General features: G+C 71.6%; 14 protein-coding genes. 9 read left to right on the plus strand and 5 right to left on the minus strand.

The genetic code is table 11. The features are described 5' to 3' along the window. Positions 1-175: 175 nt before the first annotated feature. A complete protein-coding gene (locus tag ACFWEP_RS07680; RefSeq protein WP_387367161.1) occupies positions 176-1,537 on the plus strand; it encodes an NAD(P)/FAD-dependent oxidoreductase in 1,362 nt (453 codons plus the stop codon). Positions 1,538-1,640: 103 nt separating this feature from the next. On the opposite strand, the gene ACFWEP_RS07685 is transcribed toward ACFWEP_RS07680, so the two are convergent. Both ACFWEP_RS07685 and ACFWEP_RS07690 read right to left on the minus strand, forming a co-directional pair. Continuing rightward, positions 1,641-3,176, minus strand: coding sequence for an ATP-dependent DNA ligase (locus tag ACFWEP_RS07685; RefSeq protein WP_387367164.1), 1,536 nt, complete (start codon positions 3,174-3,176; stop codon positions 1,641-1,643). Between the two features lie 79 nt (positions 3,177-3,255). Continuing rightward, on the minus strand, positions 3,256-4,047 hold the full coding sequence (locus ACFWEP_RS07690; protein ID WP_387367167.1) for a metal-dependent hydrolase: 792 nt from the start codon (positions 4,045-4,047) through the stop codon (positions 3,256-3,258). Positions 4,048-4,184: 137 nt separating this feature from the next. Here ACFWEP_RS07690 and ACFWEP_RS07695 point away from each other — a divergent pair, with 137 nt between their 5' ends. From ACFWEP_RS07695 to ACFWEP_RS07705, 3 genes are all read left to right on the plus strand, one after another. Beyond that, positions 4,185-6,698 carry a DEAD/DEAH box helicase gene (locus tag ACFWEP_RS07695; RefSeq protein ID WP_387367170.1) on the plus strand — a complete coding sequence of 838 codons (2,514 nt, stop codon included), beginning with the start codon at positions 4,185-4,187 and terminating at the stop codon, positions 6,696-6,698. A gap of 49 nt (positions 6,699-6,747) precedes the next feature. Further along, positions 6,748-7,620 (plus strand): acyl-CoA thioesterase, encoded by an 873-nt coding sequence (locus ACFWEP_RS07700; RefSeq protein WP_387367173.1) that lies wholly within the window; start codon positions 6,748-6,750, stop codon positions 7,618-7,620. A 161-nt stretch (positions 7,621-7,781) separates the two neighbouring features. Then, positions 7,782-8,972, plus strand: coding sequence for an esterase-like activity of phytase family protein (locus ACFWEP_RS07705; protein ID WP_387367176.1), 1,191 nt, complete (start codon positions 7,782-7,784; stop codon positions 8,970-8,972). A 203-nt stretch (positions 8,973-9,175) separates the two neighbouring features. Here the strand turns inward: ACFWEP_RS07705 and ACFWEP_RS07710 are convergent, their stop codons facing one another. Continuing rightward, on the minus strand, positions 9,176-9,742 hold the full coding sequence (locus ACFWEP_RS07710; protein ID WP_387367179.1) for an exonuclease domain-containing protein: 567 nt from the start codon (positions 9,740-9,742) through the stop codon (positions 9,176-9,178). 81 nt (positions 9,743-9,823) lie between these two features. After that, positions 9,824-10,072: a DUF6011 domain-containing protein gene (locus tag ACFWEP_RS07715; RefSeq protein WP_387367182.1), complete on the minus strand. Its 249-nt coding sequence runs from the start codon at positions 10,070-10,072 to the stop codon at positions 9,824-9,826. Positions 10,073-10,252: 180 nt separating this feature from the next. Between ACFWEP_RS07715 and ACFWEP_RS07720 the strand changes: the two genes are divergently transcribed. Both ACFWEP_RS07720 and ACFWEP_RS07725 read left to right on the plus strand, forming a co-directional pair. Continuing rightward, on the plus strand, positions 10,253-11,218 hold the full coding sequence (locus ACFWEP_RS07720; RefSeq protein ID WP_387367185.1) for a DUF389 domain-containing protein: 966 nt from the start codon (positions 10,253-10,255) through the stop codon (positions 11,216-11,218). Between the two features lie 177 nt (positions 11,219-11,395). Then, the gene (locus ACFWEP_RS07725) at positions 11,396-12,829 is read left to right on the plus strand and encodes a DUF2252 domain-containing protein (RefSeq protein WP_387367188.1); all 1,434 of its coding nucleotides are present in this window, start codon (positions 11,396-11,398) and stop codon (positions 12,827-12,829) included. 85 nt (positions 12,830-12,914) lie between these two features. Here ACFWEP_RS07725 and ACFWEP_RS07730 read toward each other — a convergent pair whose 3' ends face one another. After that, complete coding sequence (locus tag ACFWEP_RS07730; protein ID WP_387367191.1) at positions 12,915-13,313, minus strand: hypothetical protein; 399 nt, start codon at positions 13,311-13,313, stop codon at positions 12,915-12,917. A 165-nt stretch (positions 13,314-13,478) separates the two neighbouring features. Here ACFWEP_RS07730 and ACFWEP_RS07735 point away from each other — a divergent pair, with 165 nt between their 5' ends. From ACFWEP_RS07735 to ACFWEP_RS07745, 3 genes are all read left to right on the plus strand, one after another. Next, a complete protein-coding gene (locus tag ACFWEP_RS07735; protein ID WP_387367194.1) occupies positions 13,479-14,054 on the plus strand; it encodes a helix-turn-helix domain-containing protein in 576 nt (191 codons plus the stop codon). A 14-nt stretch (positions 14,055-14,068) separates the two neighbouring features. After that, positions 14,069-14,647, plus strand: a complete 579-nt coding sequence (locus ACFWEP_RS07740; RefSeq protein WP_387367197.1) for a GNAT family N-acetyltransferase — start codon at positions 14,069-14,071, stop codon at positions 14,645-14,647. Between the two features lie 32 nt (positions 14,648-14,679). Continuing rightward, a partial coding sequence (locus ACFWEP_RS07745) for a glutathione peroxidase (RefSeq protein ID WP_387367200.1) occupies positions 14,680-15,159 on the plus strand: 480 nt, incomplete at its 3' end.

The raw sequence follows: 15,159 nt of genomic DNA on the forward strand, positions 1-15,159 counted from the left end.
CGGTCGTTGGCCCGTTCGGGTAGCGCCCTGTTCCGGTGGCCCGTCCGGGCCTTTCGGCCCGATTCCCCGGGCCGGGAGGCGCGTTCAGGGGTCTGCGGTGAGGATGTGAGGTGACCCGCCCGGACTTCGGGGCAGGTGAGACACGACCGCGTAGCCTTGAGAAGGGACGCACACCGTGGCACCACCCAGGATTCTCGTCGTCGGCGCCGGCTTCGCCGGGGTCGAGTGCGTGCGCCGTCTGGAGCGTCGGCTCTCGCCGGGAGAAGCGCAGATCACGCTCGTCACGCCGTTCTCGTACCAGCTCTATCTGCCGCTCCTGCCGCAGGTCGCGTCCGGCGTGCTCACCCCCCAGTCGGTGGCCGTATCGCTGCGGCGCAGCAGCCGTCACCGCACCCGGATCGTGCCGGGCGGGGCGATCGGCGTGGACACCAAGGCGAAGATCTGCGTGATCCGCAAGATCACGGACGAGATCGTGAACGAGCCGTACGACTACATCGTGCTCGCGGCCGGAAGCGTGACCCGGACGTTCGACATCCCCGGTCTGCTGGACCATGCCCGGGGCATGAAGACGCTCGCCGAGGCCGCGTACGTCCGGGACCACGTCATCGAGCAGCTCGACGTCGCGGACGCCAGTCAGGACGAGGCGGAGCGCGCCTCGCGGCTCCAGTTCGTCGTGGTGGGCGGCGGTTACGCCGGGACCGAGACGGCGGCCTGTCTCCAGCGGCTGACGACCAACGCCGTGAAGCACTACCCGCGGCTGGACCCGAAGCTGATCAAGTGGCATCTGATCGACATCGCCCCCAAGCTCATGCCGGAGCTGGGCGACAAGCTGGGTGTCAGCGCCATGAAGATCCTGCGCAGGCGCGGTATCGAGGTGTCGCTGGGCGTGTCGATCGCGAAGGCGGACCGGGAGGAGGTCACCTTCACGGACGGCCGGGTGCTGCCCTGCCGCACCCTGATCTGGACGGCCGGTGTGGCCGCGAGCCCCCTGATCGCCACGCTGGGCGCGGAGACCGTACGCGGCCGGCTGGCGGTGAATCCGGAAATGGCGCTGCCGGGCGCGGACGGGGTGTTCGCGCTGGGGGACGCGGCGGCGGTGCCCGATCTCGCCAAGGGCGACGGGGCGGTCTGCCCGCCGACCGCGCAGCACGCGATGCGCCAGGGCCGGGTCGTGGCGGACAACGTCCTCGCCTCCCTGCGTGGCGGCACGCTCCAGCCGTACGTGCACAAGGACCTGGGCCTGGTCGTGGACCTCGGTGGCCGGGACGCGGTCTCCAAGCCGCTCGGCATCGAACTGCAGGGCATCCCGGCCCAGGCGGTGGCACGCGGCTACCACTGGTCGGCGCTGCGGACGAACGTCGCGAAGACCCGGGTGCTCACCAACTGGCTGCTGAACGCGGTGGCCGGTGACGACTTCGTCCGTACCGGTTTCCAGGCCCGCAAGCCGGCGACGCTGCGGGACTTCGAGTACACCGACGCCTATCTCAGCCCCGAGGAACTCCTCGCGCGCACGGAGTCCGCCGCGAAGCGGAAGTGACGCCGCGGGGCCGTACGTGCCGGAGGGCGCCGCCGGGAGACCAACCGGGCGGCGCCTTCCGGCGTGTGCGCCCCAGGTGTGAGCGGGTTTCTCAGGCAGGTGCTCAGGTCCCTGCGGAAAGCACGGTGGCGACGGTGTCGGCCTCCTGCGGACGCTTGTCCTCGCGGTAGCGCAGGACCCGGGCGAAGCGCAGGGTGACGCCGGCCGGATAGCGCGTGGAACGCTGGAGGCCGTCGTAGGCGATCTCCACGACGAGCTCCGGGCGGACGGTCACCACGTGCCCGTCGTCGCCGGTGGAGAGTGCGAGCAGGCGTTCGGTCTGCCAGTCGAGCAGCTGGTCGGTGAGCCCCTTGAAGGTCTTGCCGAGCATGACCGGCTCGCCGTCGGGGCCCAGTGCGCCGAGGTGCAGGTTGGAGAGCTTCCCGGTGCGGCGGCCGCTGCCCCATTCGACGGCCATTACCAGCAGGTCGAGGGTGTGCACGGGCTTGACCTTGAGCCAGGACGCGCCCCGGCGGCCCGCACTGTAGGGGGCGGCGAGGTCCTTGACGACGACGCCTTCGTGGCCGCGTTCCAGGGTCGCGGCGAAGAAGGCCTCGGCGGCGTCCCGCGACTTCGGGTCCGAGGGGCCGGCCACGAGGGTGCGGCGTACCCGCATGGGTTCGGGTACCAGCCGGGCGAGGGCCGCGTGCCGTTCGGTGAGCGGCCGGTCCAGGAGGTCCTCGTCGTCCACGAGCAGCACGTCGAAGAAGACCGGCACCACCGGGAGCTGGGCCGCCGCGCGCGCCACCTCACGGCGGGAGCCCACCCGCGCGGCGATCTCCTGGAAAGGGCGCGGCCGGCCGTCCGGGCCGAGCGCGATCACCTCGCCGTCGAGGACGAAGCGCTCACCGGGAAGGCCGGCGACGGCGGTCACCAGGTCGGGGAGCCGGTCGGTGATGTCGTCGAGGGTGCGGGTGAAGGCGCGTACACCGGTGTCGTCCCGGTGCACCTGTACGCGGATGCCGTCGAGCTTCTCCTCGACCGCGCAGCCGCCCAGCTTGTCGATCGCCTTGGCGACCGAGCCGGCGGTGTGCGCGAGCATCGGGTGGACGGGGCGTCCCACGGTGAGCCGGAATCGGGCGAGCGCCTCGGGGCCGTCCGCGAGCAGGGCGACCGCGACGTCCTTCAGTGAGCCGGCGAGCATGACGGCCCGGCGTACCTCGGGGCCCGGCGCGCCGGACGCGCGGGCGAGCGCGTCCACGGCGATGGCGTCCAGGGCGCCCTGGCGCAGCTCGCCCAGGAGCAGCGCGCGCAGGAAGTGCTGTTCGTCGGCGGTGGCCGCGCCCAGCAGGGCGCGCAGCCGCTCCGCTCGCGCGGCCCGGGAGCCGGGGCCGGTCAGCACTCCGATCGCGGTCAGCTCGGCATCGGTGTGCGCGACGGTGAGGGTGGGCGAGGCGGCGGGCGCGACCGGGTCGCCGAGGGAGGACCAGCCGATGCCGAGCCGCCCCTGGGGCAGCCGTCCGGCGAGGTACACGATGGCGACCGGTACGTCCTCGGGGGCCGCGTCCCGGAAGAGGTCGGCCAGCAGTTCGACCTTCCGCTTCCTGGCGGGGTCCCCGGCGACCTGGAGCGAGACCTGGGCGAGCCGGTTGAGCAGCATGCGCCCATGGTCCTACGGGGTCGCTCCGGCCGCCCGCAGAGGAGACCCGCCCCGGCCGGCGGCGGCCCGGTGTGCGGGGTCAGATGATGTTGAGGGCGCCCGCCGCGCCGATTCCTCCGAGCACCATGAACACGGGCATCAGCACCTTCAGCTCCACCCAGCTGCCGGCCCGGAACCGCATCGCCTTCGGCGGCCCCAGCGCGTACCAGCGCTTGCGTCCGAGCGGGATGGGCCAGAGGATCGGGCAGCCCGAGACGGTCAGGGCGTCCCCGATGTCGTGGACGAGGGCGCCGAGGACGATCGGCAGTCCGAGCCACATGTACTCCTGGCCGGGTGCGTCGAAGAACCAGTCCGAGCCGTTGCCGGGCTGGTCCAGCAGGCCGGCGAGGATCCAGGCGCTGGTCGCGCCGAGCAGCCACACCAGTACGTCGCTGGAAACGCGGGCGGCCCGCCAGAGCAGGCCTTCGACGGCGAGCACCAGGTGGACGAAGAGGATCGCGAGGACCGCCCAGCGCCCGCCGAGGATCGCGGCGCCAGAAGCCACGGCACCGGTGAGGACGGCCCACAGCCAGGTGTGGGTCAGGGTCCGGTGGCCGCCGTTGCGCCGGGGGTCGCCGGGGCCGCGGGTGGCCTTGTAGACGGCGTGCGAGAGCTTGTCGACGACCTCGCAGACCCCTTTGGACACCGGTCCGAAGGCCCGGGAGATGGTGGCCGACTTGTGGTCCAGGTCCGGGGCGAGGGCGGCGCCCGCCGTGATCAGCGCCCCGACTACCAGGACGGGCCAGGGCATGGTGTGACCCGCGGCGGCGGCAGCCGCCCCCACCCCGAGCCAGGCCGCCGCCCCGGACAGTGAGTGTGCCGGTCCCATCATGGTCTTTTCCGCCCCCAGAACTCGGTGCGGCCGACGCCGTTGCAGCGCGGCCGAGTTGAGTGAAGAGCGTACCGCCCGTGATCTTCGTACGGCCGCCCGGTTCCCTCATCGGGGCGGAAGGCAGGCAAGATGGGGGCGTGACCCTTATCGATCAGCTGCCCCCCACCGCAGACCCGGACGCTCTCTTCGAGGCTTTCTCCTCGTGGACCGAGAGTCAGGGAATCGTCCTCTACCCCGCTCAGGAGGAGGCGCTGATCGAGGTGGTCTCCGGGGCGAACGTCATCCTGTCCACGCCGACGGGCTCGGGCAAGAGCCTGGTCGCGGCCGGTGCGCACTTCACGGCGCTGGCGCAGGACAAGGTCACCTTCTACACCGCTCCGATCAAGGCGCTGGTCTCGGAGAAGTTCTTCGACCTGTGCAAGCTCTTCGGCACGGAGAACGTCGGAATGCTCACGGGCGACGCCTCGGTCAACGCCGACGCGCCCGTCATCTGCTGCACGGCGGAGGTGCTGGCCTCGATCGCGCTGCGCGACGGCAAGTACGCCGACATCGGCCAGGTCGTGATGGACGAGTTCCACTTCTACGCGGAGCCCGACCGCGGCTGGGCGTGGCAGATCCCGCTGCTGGAGCTCCCGCAGGCCCAGTTCGTCCTGATGTCGGCGACTCTCGGCGACGTCGCGATGTTCGAGAAGGACATCACCCGCCGCACCGGCAGGCCGACCTCCGTGGTGCGCTCGGCGACCCGCCCGGTGCCGCTCAGCTACGAGTACCGGCTCACCCCGATCACCGAGACGCTCACCGAGCTGCTGGACACCCGGCAGTCCCCCGTCTACATCGTGCACTTCACGCAGGCAGCCGCCGTGGAGCGGGCGCAGTCGCTGATGAGCATCAACATGTGCAGCAAGGAGGAGAAGGAGAAGATCGCCGATCTGATCGGCAACTTCCGCTTCACCACCAAGTTCGGCCAGAACCTCTCCCGGTACGTGCGGCACGGCATCGGGGTCCACCACGCCGGCATGCTGCCCAAGTACCGCCGCCTCGTGGAGAAACTCGCGCAGGCGGGTCTGCTGAAGGTGATCTGCGGTACGGACACGCTCGGCGTCGGGGTCAACGTCCCCATCCGCACCGTGCTGTTCACCGCGCTCACCAAGTACGACGGCACCCGGGTTCGGACGCTGCGGGCGCGCGAGTTCCACCAGATCGCGGGCCGCGCCGGGCGCGCAGGGTTCGACACGGCCGGGTTCGTGGTGGCGCAGGCTCCCGAGCACGTCATCGAGAACGAGAAGAACGTCAAGAAGGCGGGCGACGACCCGAAGAAGAAGCGCAAGGTCGTCCGCAAGAAGGCCCCCGAGGGCTTCGTGGCCTGGTCGGAGACGACCTTCGACAAGCTGATCCAGTCCGACCCGGAGCCGCTGACCTCGCGCTTCCGGGTCACGCACACCATGCTGCTCTCGGTGATCGCCCGTCCCGGCAACGCCTTCACGGCGATGCGCCACCTGCTGGAGGACAACCACGAGCCGCGCCGGGCGCAGTTGCGGCACATCCGGCGGGCCATCGCGATCTACCGCTCGCTGCTCGACGGCGGTGTGGTGGAGCAGCTCGCGGAGCCGGACGCCGAGGGTCGGATCGTCCGGCTGACCGTGGACCTCCAGCAGGACTTCGCGCTGAACCAGCCGCTGTCCACGTTCGCGCTCGCCGCGTTCGACCTGCTGGACGCCGAATCCCCTTCGTACGCACTGGACATGGTCTCCGTCGTCGAGTCGACGCTGGACGACCCGCGCCAGATCCTCGCCGCCCAGCAGAACAAGGCGCGCGGCGAGGCGGTCGGGCAGATGAAGGCGGACGGCGTCGAGTACGAGGAGCGCATGGAGCGGCTCCAGGAGGTCACGTACCCGAAGCCGCTGGGCGAACTGCTCTGGCACGCCTACGACGTGTACCGCAAGAGCCACCCGTGGGTCGGGGACCACCCGGTGTCGCCGAAGTCGGTGATCCGGGACATGTACGAACGCGCCATGACGTTCACGGAGTTCACCTCGAACTACGAGCTGGCCCGCACCGAGGGCATCGTGCTGCGCTACCTCGCGAGCGCGTACAAGGCGCTGGAGCACACGATCCCGGACGACATCAAGTCCGAGGACCTCCAGGACCTGATCGCCTGGCTGGGCGAGATGGTGCGCCAGGTGGACTCCAGCCTGCTGGACGAGTGGGAGCAGCTCGCCAACCCGGAGGTGGAGACCGCCGAGCAGGCGCAGGAGAAGGCCGACGAGGTCAAGCCGGTCACCGCGAACGCCCGCGCCTTCCGGGTGCTGGTGCGCAACGCGATGTTCCGCCGGGTCGAGCTGGCCGCGCTGGACCGGGTCCGCGACCTCGGCGAGCTGGACGCGGACTCCGGCTGGGACGAGGACGCCTGGGGCGAGGCGATGGACGCCTACTGGGACGAGTTCGACGAGCTGGGTACGGGCCCCGACGCGCGCGGCCCCAAGCTGCTGAAGATCGAGGAGGACCCGGCGCACGGTGTGTGGCGGGTGTGGCAGGCTTTCGCCGACCCGAACGGTGACCACGACTGGGGCATCCGCGCCGAAGTGGATCTCGCGGCCTCCGACGAAGAAGGCCACGCGGTCGTGCGTGTCACCGCGGTGGGTCAGCTGTGAGCCCGGTCGCGACGGTGACGGCGGGGCGGCGAGAGTGGAGAAGAAGCGCATGACGAACCCCGCCGAGCTCCTGGTCGGCCTCCTCGACCTGGAACGGATCGAGGTCAACATCTTCCGCGGCCGGAGCCCCGAGGAGTCCCTCCAGCGGGTCTTCGGCGGTCAGGTCGCGGGCCAGGCGCTGGTCGCCGCGGGCCGGACCACCGACGGTGACCGGCCGGTGCACTCGCTGCACGCCTACTTCCTGCGTCCCGGGCGGCCGGGTGTGCCGATCGTGTACCAGGTCGAGCGGGTGCGCGACGGGCGCTCCTTCACCACACGTCGGGTCACGGCGGTGCAGGAGGGCCGGACGATCTTCAACCTGACGGCCTCCTTCCACCGGCCCGAGGAGGCGGCCTTCGAGCACCAGTTGCCGCCCGCCCGGATCGTCCCCGACCCCGAGGAGCTGCCCACGGTCGCCGACGAGGTGCGCGAGCACCTGGGCGGACTGCCCGAGGCGCTGGAGCGGATGGCCCGCCGCCAGCCGTTCGACATCCGGTACGTGGACCGGCTGCGCTGGACCCGCGAGGAGGTCACCGGGGCGGAGCCGCGCAGCGCGGTGTGGATGCGCGCGGTCGGCCCGCTGGGTGACGACCCGCTGGTGCACACCTGCGCGCTGACGTACGCGAGCGACATGACGCTGCTGGACGCCGTCCGCCTCCCGGTGGAGCCGCTGTGGGGGCCGCGCGGCTTCGACATGGCCTCCCTCGACCACGCCATGTGGTTCCACCGCCCCTTCCGGGCCGACGAGTGGTTCCTGTACGACCAGGAGTCGCCGATCGCCACGGGCGGCCGGGGTCTGGCGCGCGGCCGGATCTACGACCGGGAGGGCAATCTGCTGGTCTCGGTGGTGCAGGAAGGGCTGTTCCGACGCCTGGGGGCGTAGGGCCCGCCGCCCTGACGGGGTGGCGCATCGGGCGGTGCGCGCACCGAGGTTGACGCTCCATCAGGAAATCACCTCATCGGGGCACGTCTCACTCGCGTGCGCACCAGGACCACACGGATGGGCGACTGTGCTCGGCCCCCGGCCGGACCAAGATCGATCGCATGAGATCCTCCTTGATCCGTCGCGCCTGCGCCGCCTCGCTGATGCTGGCGGCTGCCGTGGCCCCCGCCGTGGCGGCGCAGTCGGACGCCACCCCCGTGCAGGCCGCCGCCCGTCCCGCCGCCGCACCGCCCGCAGGGGCGTACGCCCGGCTGCTGGGCGAGAAGATCGTCCCGCGCGGGCTCTCCTTCGAGAACACCACGGTGGGTGGGCTGTCCGGCATCGACCGGAACCCGTGCACCGGCGAGTACGTCCTCATCAGCGACGACCGCTCGTACCTGCAGCCCGCCCGCTTCTACACCGCGGCGATCGAGGTGGACGGGGCCGGGGTCCACTCCGTCGACTTCACCTCGACCCACCCGTTCCTGCAGCCGGACGGTTCGGTGTATCCGCCGGCGAGCATCAACGACGGCAAGGCCGTCGACCCCGAGGAGATCCGGGTCGACCCGCGCACCTGCCGCTACTGGTGGGCGCAGGAGGGCGACCGTCCCACGTCCGCCACCGCCCCGGTGATCCAGCCGTCGATCCAGTTCGCCTCCCCCGCCGGGGCGTACCTGGGACAACTGCGACTGCCGCCCAACTACGTGATCACCCTGGACGACCGTGGTCTGCGGCGGAACAAGGCGGTGGAGGCGATCACCTTCGGATCCGGGGACCGCGTGCTCACCAGCGCCGTCGAGGGTCCGCTGCTCCAGGACGGCCCGGAGCCCGACCTGGAGAACGGTGCGCTGGTCCGCGTCACCCAGCAGAGCCGGGCGGGGGACGTGCTCGCGCAGTACGCCTACCCCATCGAGAAGATCTTCGCCGCCTCCGACCCCACCAGCCCGTGGCCCCCGGACACCGGCGTCCCGTCGATCCTCGCCTTCCCCGACGACCCGGACCGCTACCTGGTGCTCGAACGCTCCTGGGTGGCCGGATCGGACTACAAGATCCGCCTCTACGACGCCACCACCCGAGGCGCGACCGACGTCCGGCGCGTCGACTCGCTGACCGGGCGGAGAGTCGTGCCGATGCGCAAGAAGCTGGTCGCGGACTTCGACGACCTGGACCTGTCCACGGTCGACAACACCGAGGGCATGACCTGGGGGCCGGTCCTGCGGGGTGGTGAGCGGACCCTGGTGCTGGTCAGTGACGACAACTTCGCCGACGACGCGGTCACCCAGATCGTCGCTCTCGGCATCCGCGTGCGCTGAGAGCCCCGCACCCACCCGCCGGGAAGCCGGTTGGCCCCGACCGGATGAGAAGGGCGGTCCTGGTGCCCCCGGCCCCGGAACGGCCCTTCTCACGTCTCCGGCCCACACGCCCTCTCCCCGCGGACGGCTTCCACGCGGGCCGTCCCGGGGGCGGCGGATCAGCGGATCAGCGGGTCAGCGGGTCGGGTCAGCGGGTCAGCGGGTCAGCGGGTCAGCGGCCATCCTCCGCGCCCGGCCATGTCCAGTACCAGCGCGGCGATGTTCCACGCGTCGTCGTCGCCCCGGTGGTGACGGCCCTCCAGCGGAAGCCCGGCGATCTCCAGCGCCTGCGCCATGCCAGGTCTCCGCCGCAGCCCCCGGTCCTCGGTGAACGCGGCCTTCGCGTTGGTGTGGCGGTGGCCGAAGGGGTACGGGACTCCGGACGCACGAGACTGGCCGAGGAACATCTTGCGGTCGTAGTCGCCCCAACTCGCCCAGGGCCGCGTCCCGCTGCGGTGATCGGCCGTCAACAGGCGGCACGCCTCGGCGAAGGAGACCCCCGCGTCGACCTCCGCCTGGGTGAGGCCGGTGAGTTCGGTACAGAACGCCGAGAGGACCGAGCGCCGCGGTCTCACCAGCACCCGGTGCTTGGCCAGCCGCTCGCCCGCCCGCAGGTCCACGACGGTGAGGCCGATCTCGACGATCTCGCTCACCTGCCCGGCCGGGGCCTCCCCCTCCCAGCATGTCGACTCGACATCCACCACGTTGAGCAGCCCGTCCCCGAAGTCCATGGCGCGAGATTACGGGCGCCGACGACACGCGTACATCCGGTTCCGGACCGGAACGGCCGCGACGGCGCTCCCCAGGACGGCTCACAGCCCCGGCAAGGGCTCCTGGTCGGCGTCCCGGCGGCGGGCGCGGGTGTCCGGCGGCGCGGGGTGGAGCTTCGCGTCGCAGGTGGGGCCGAGGCCGCTCCGACGGGAGCCCGTGCCGGTGAGCGGGCGTCCGCAGAGGCGGCAGCGGACGAGCGGGCGTTCCGGGCCGCTGTCCCGGCCCGCTTCCGGACCGGCCGGTGCCGGGGCCGGTGTCGTGCCGGGGAAGAGGTCGTCGGATGACTCCATGACGGGGATTCTTCCAGGACCCGCTGACATCCGGCCCGCGACTCCGGCCGGGGACGCCGGCCGGATTGCCGACGCCGCGCCGGATTGCCGACCCAGGGGCGTACGGCCTTACTGGAGGAACCCGCGCGCCGGAAGGCGCGCCCGGCGCACCAGCGGGGTCACGGAAGCGAGAGGTACGCGATGGACTTGATCCACCTCCGCGCGGTGAGCCCACCCGGCCTGACCGACCGGGTCGTCGCACTGCTGGCAGACGATCCGAGCGTCCTCAATCTGATCGTGCAGCCGGGGGCGGCCCGGAACCCGGACGGCGACGCGATCGCCTGCGACATTCTGACCGGGGGCGCCAACGAGGTGCTCCGCGAACTGCGGGACATCCGTCTGGACCAGTTCGGGTCCATCGTCGTCGAACCGGTGGACATGGCGTTCTCGGGGCGGGCCGAGGAAGGCGGGCGCGAGGAACTCGGCTCGCCGGCGCGAGCCCCGGTCTGGGAACAGGTGGAGGCCCGCATCCGCGCCGAGGCCAGGTATCCGCCGAGCTTCTACCTGTACCTGGTCGTAGCCGGTCTGATCGGCTCGGTGGGAATCGTCACCAACTCGCAGATCCTGATCGTGGGGGCCATGGTCGTCGGCCCCGAGTACGGGGCGATCGTCAGCATCGCGCTGGGTATCGACCGGGGCGACCGCGCCACGGTCCGAAGGGGTCTGAAGGCGCTCGGCGCCGGGCTGACGCTGACCGTGGCGGTCACCTTCCTCTTCAGCCTGATGATCCGGGGCTTCGGGTTCCAGTCGCAGGCGTTCGAAGCCGGGCTGCGTCCGGTGGCCGACCTGATCAACACGCCCAACTTCTTCTCGGTGGCGGTCGCGACGCTGGCGGGTGTCGTCGGCATCGTGTCGCTCACCGAGGCGCGGACGAGCGCGCTGCTCGGGGTGTTCATCTCGGTCACGACCATTCCGGCAGCCGCCGCCATCGCCGTCTCCGTCGCCTTCAGCAGCTGGCAGGAGGCCTGGGGGTCGCTGATCCAGCTCCTGGTGAACATCGTGGTCCTGATCCTCGTCGGCACCGGCACCCTGCGGTGGCAGCGCGCGATCTGGAGGCGGGTGGCCGAGCGGCGCGAAGGACGCGTCACGGACGCCGGGCACGGTTGACCTCGCCGGCACCCGCGCCTCGGACCGGCCCCGGCGCCCGCGTCTCGGAGGTGCCGGACCGGGCGGTACCGGGGATCATCGAAGGGGCGGCCCGGCACCACCGCGCGCCCCGCTCGTCGGCTTCACGCGCCCGGGGCAGCACGCGCACCACGACTCGGGGAAGTCAGGAGAGCCGTCATGCCCCAGGACCGCCGTCCCGCGTCGCGCACCACCCCACGCGCCACCCCCGCCGAACGTGCCGCCGCGGGCAGAGCCGTCCGCAGGAGGGTTCCCCGGTCGGCCCACGCGGTCTTCGAGCCCACCGCGCGCCGGTTCGATCCGCTGACGGTCCTGGAGACGCAGTCCGCCGCGCGCGTGCCGGAACTGGTCCCCCTCCGGTACGGCCGGATGACCGAATCGCCGTTCCGTTTCTACCGGGGCGCCGCCGCGATCATGGCGGCGGACCTGGCCGGTACGCCGGACTCCGGGATCACCACGCAGCTGTGCGGTGACGCGCATCTGCTGAACTTCCGGCTGCTGGCCTCGCCGGAACGCAATCTCGTCTTCGACATCAACGACTTCGACGAGACGCTGCCCGGCCCGTGGGAGTGGGACGTGAAACGGCTCGCGGCCAGCCTCGTCATCGCCGCGCGTGCGAACGGGTTCTCGGACCGTGAGCGGGCGCGCGTCGTGCGGGCGTCGGTGCGGTCGTACCGGGAGTCGATGGCCGAGTACGCCCGGATGGGCAATCTGGAGGTCTGGTACGCGCGGATCGACGAGGCGCGGCTGCGGGCCGTCGCGGCGGTGCAACTCGCCGAGCGGGGGCGCAAGAACCTCGACCGCGTCCTGTCGAAGGCCCGTACCCGGGACAGCCGGCAGGCTCTCGGGAAACTCACCGAGTGGTCGGGCGGCCGACGGCGGATCATGTCGGACCCGCCCTTGGTGGTACCACTCACCGAGCTGGTGCCGGACGCGGAGCGCATCGAGACCGAGGAGCGGTTCCGGCTCCTCCTGCGGCGCTACGGCCGCAGCCTCCCCTCGGACCGCCGGGCGCTGCTCTCCGGCTTCCGGCTGGCGGACGTGGCGCGCAAGGTGGTCGGTGTGGGGAGTGTCGGCACGCGCTGCTGGATTCTGCTCCTGCTCGGCCGGGACGACGACGATCCGCTCTTCCTCCAGGCCAAGGAGGCCGACACCTCGGTGCTCGCCGACCACGTCGGTACGAGCCACTACCGCAACCAGGGCGAGCGCGTCGTGGCGGGACAACGGCTGATGCAGGCGACGAGCGACATCTTCCTCGGCTGGGAACGGGCGGAGGGGTTCGACGGCAGGCGCCGCGACTTCTACATCCGCCAGCTGCGCGACTGGAAGGGGATCGCCGAGCCGGAGCGGATGGTGCCGCAGGGGCTGACGCTGTTCGGAGAGGTCTGCGGGGCGACCCTGGCCCGCGCGCACGCCAGGTCGGGCGACCGGATCGCCATCTCGGGGTACTTGGGGAAGGGCGACGCCTTCGACCGGGCCCTCGGCGTCTTCGCGGAAGGCTACGCGGACCGCAACGAGCGGGACCACGAGGCGCTCGTGGCGGCGGTCCGCGCGGGTCGGCTGCCCGCCTCGGATCCTTCGGGGACCCGGTGAGTACCCGTGTTCCGGTCCGCTCCGGAACACGGGTGTGCCCCGGCGGCCGACCGGCCTCCGGGGCACACCCACCCGCCGACCGTCCTCAGGGGGTTCGCTCGGTGCGCGCGCACAGGGCCCAGATCACGAAGATGTTGATGGCGATGAGGATGATCGACCAGAACGGGTAGTACGGCAGCCAGAGGAAGTTGGCGAGCGCGCCGAGACCCGCCAGCACCACACCGACGAGCCGGGCCCACAACGCGCCGGTGAACAGAGCGCATCCGGCCAGGACGATGACGATGCCCAGGATGAGATGGATCCAGCCCCAGCCGGTGAGGTCCCACTGGAAGATGTAGTTGCGGGTGGTGACGAACACGTCGTCCTTGGCGATGGCGGCGATGCCTTCGAAGATCGCCATCGCTCCGCCGAAAATCATCAGAACGCCCGCGAACGCCGTCCATCCGGACTGGAACGCGGTGGTCTTCCCGGTGGTTCTGGCCATGGCCGGCCTCCTTGCGGTACCCGAAGCCCCTGAGCGGCCCGAGCGGCGGACCGGCGACGGTGCCCTTCTGCAAGCCTGGCACGCCGTCATCCGATCGGCATACGGACGGGATAAAGGGCATGAGGGCGCCGCGCTCAATCCCGCTTACGGGATATCCTCCCGAATATGAGAGACGATATCGAGGCGGAGACCTCCGACAGCCGGCTGGCCGCCCGGCTCGCGTCTCTGCGGGCCGAGCACGGCTGGTCACTGGACGAGCTGTCCGGCCTGACCGGCCTGAGCCGCTCCACCCTGTCGCGGGTGGAGCGGGGCGAGCTGAGCCCGACCGCGGCTTCGCTGGGCCGGCTGTGCACGGCGTACGGACGGACGATGTCGCGCTTGTTGACGGAGATCGAGTCCGAGCCGCCCCTCCGCGTCCCCGCCGGGTCGCAGCAGGTCTGGTACGACACGTCCGTCGGCTTCACCCGCCGATCGGTCTCGCCGCCGCACCCGGGCCTGCGCGGCGAGGTGGTCGAGTGCACTCTCGACCCCGGATCGGCGGTCTCCTACGAAAACCCTCCGGTGCCCGGCGTGGAACAGCACCTGTGGGTACTGGAGGGGGTGGCGGAGATCGCCGTCGACGGGACCACGCACTCCCTGGGCACTGGTGACTGCCTGCGTTTCCGTCTGGACGGACCCTCCCGTTTCCACTGCCCGGGTCCGGAGCGGACCCGCTACGTCCTGATGATCGTGATGCCGTGAAAGGAACCCTTCCCATGACCGAGATCGTCTCCGTGTCGGGCCCGGAACTCGTCACGTACGCCGACGAACTGGCCGCCCTCCTGGTGGACACCGTGCAGGACGGCGCGTCGGTCGGCTTCCTCGACCCGCTCGACCGGGGCGCCGCCGCCCACTGGTGGCGGGAGCGCGCCGGGGCCGTGGAGGCGGGCCGGTTGCGCGTCTGGATCGCCCGGGACGGCGAACGCGTGGCAGGCACCATCAGCCTCGTACCGGCCTTGCTGCCGAACGCCCTCCACCGCGCCGAGGTCGCGAAGCTGATGGTCCGCCCCTCCTGCCGGAGCCGCGGGCTGGGCCGGGCGTTGCTTGCGGCCGTGGAGGAGTGGGCGGCCTCGTCGGGCCTGTCCCTGCTCGTCCTGGACACCGAGACGGGGAGCGCGGCCGAGCGGTTGTACCGGGCGGCGGGCTGGACGGAGTGCGGCTCGGTGCCGAAGTACGCACTGGACCCGGCGGGGGCGCTCCGGGGCACGACCTACTACTACCGGGCCCTCGACAAGCCCGAGGCGCCCGCGGCTCCGGACGTCCCCGGGGCGACAATGGACGGCGACGCCCCCTGACCGGGCGGCACTTCCGACGCGAGGAGTTACCGATGACTCTGCACGACATCCCCCTGCACACCCTGACCGGCGAGCCGACGACGCTCGGCGCCTGGAGCGGCAAGGCGGTGCTGCTGGTGAACGTCGCGTCCAAGTGCGGCCTCACGCCCCAGTACGAAGGGCTGGAGCGCCTGCAGAAGGCCTACGGCGAGCGGGGTTTCACCGTTCTGGGTGTGCCGTGCAACCAGTTCGCCGGGCAGGAGCCGGGCACCGCCGAGGAGATCCAGTCCTTCTGCTCGACGACGTACGGGGTCAGCTTCCCGCTGCTGGGGAAGACCGACGTGAACGGCGAGGACCGGCACCCGCTCTACACGGAGCTGACGAAGCTCGCGGACGCCGACGGCGAGGCCGGGGACGTCCAGTGGAACTTCGAGAAGTTCCTGATCTCCCCCGCCGGTGAGCCGGTCGCCCGCATCCGCCCGCGCACCGAACCGGAGGCGCCGGAGGTCGTGGCCGCCATCGAGGCGCAGCTG

Source organism: Streptomyces sp. NPDC060198 (assembly GCF_042728415.1).
Classification (GTDB): domain Bacteria; phylum Actinomycetota; class Actinomycetes; order Streptomycetales; family Streptomycetaceae; genus Streptomyces.

What these genes read in the sequence shown, in the direction of transcription:
- ACFWEP_RS07715 (WP_387367182.1), bottom strand. Translation starts at nt 10,072, where the DNA reads ATGGAGTCATCCGACGACCTCTTCCCCGGCACGACACCGGCCCCGGCA.
- ACFWEP_RS07725 (WP_387367188.1), top strand. Translation starts at nt 11,396, where the DNA reads ATGCCCCAGGACCGCCGTCCCGCGTCGCGCACCACCCCACGCGCCACC.
- ACFWEP_RS07700 (WP_387367173.1), top strand. Translation starts at nt 6,748, where the DNA reads ATGACGAACCCCGCCGAGCTCCTGGTCGGCCTCCTCGACCTGGAACGG.
- ACFWEP_RS07685 (WP_387367164.1), bottom strand. Translation starts at nt 3,176, where the DNA reads ATGCTGCTCAACCGGCTCGCCCAGGTCTCGCTCCAGGTCGCCGGGGAC.
- ACFWEP_RS07705 (WP_387367176.1), top strand. Translation starts at nt 7,782, where the DNA reads ATGAGATCCTCCTTGATCCGTCGCGCCTGCGCCGCCTCGCTGATGCTG.
- ACFWEP_RS07720 (WP_387367185.1), top strand. Translation starts at nt 10,253, where the DNA reads ATGGACTTGATCCACCTCCGCGCGGTGAGCCCACCCGGCCTGACCGAC.
- ACFWEP_RS07735 (WP_387367194.1), top strand. Translation starts at nt 13,479, where the DNA reads ATGAGAGACGATATCGAGGCGGAGACCTCCGACAGCCGGCTGGCCGCC.
- ACFWEP_RS07730 (WP_387367191.1), bottom strand. Translation starts at nt 13,313, where the DNA reads ATGGCCAGAACCACCGGGAAGACCACCGCGTTCCAGTCCGGATGGACG.
- ACFWEP_RS07740 (WP_387367197.1), top strand. Translation starts at nt 14,069, where the DNA reads ATGACCGAGATCGTCTCCGTGTCGGGCCCGGAACTCGTCACGTACGCC.
- ACFWEP_RS07710 (WP_387367179.1), bottom strand. Translation starts at nt 9,742, where the DNA reads ATGGACTTCGGGGACGGGCTGCTCAACGTGGTGGATGTCGAGTCGACA.
- ACFWEP_RS07690 (WP_387367167.1), bottom strand. Translation starts at nt 4,047, where the DNA reads ATGATGGGACCGGCACACTCACTGTCCGGGGCGGCGGCCTGGCTCGGG.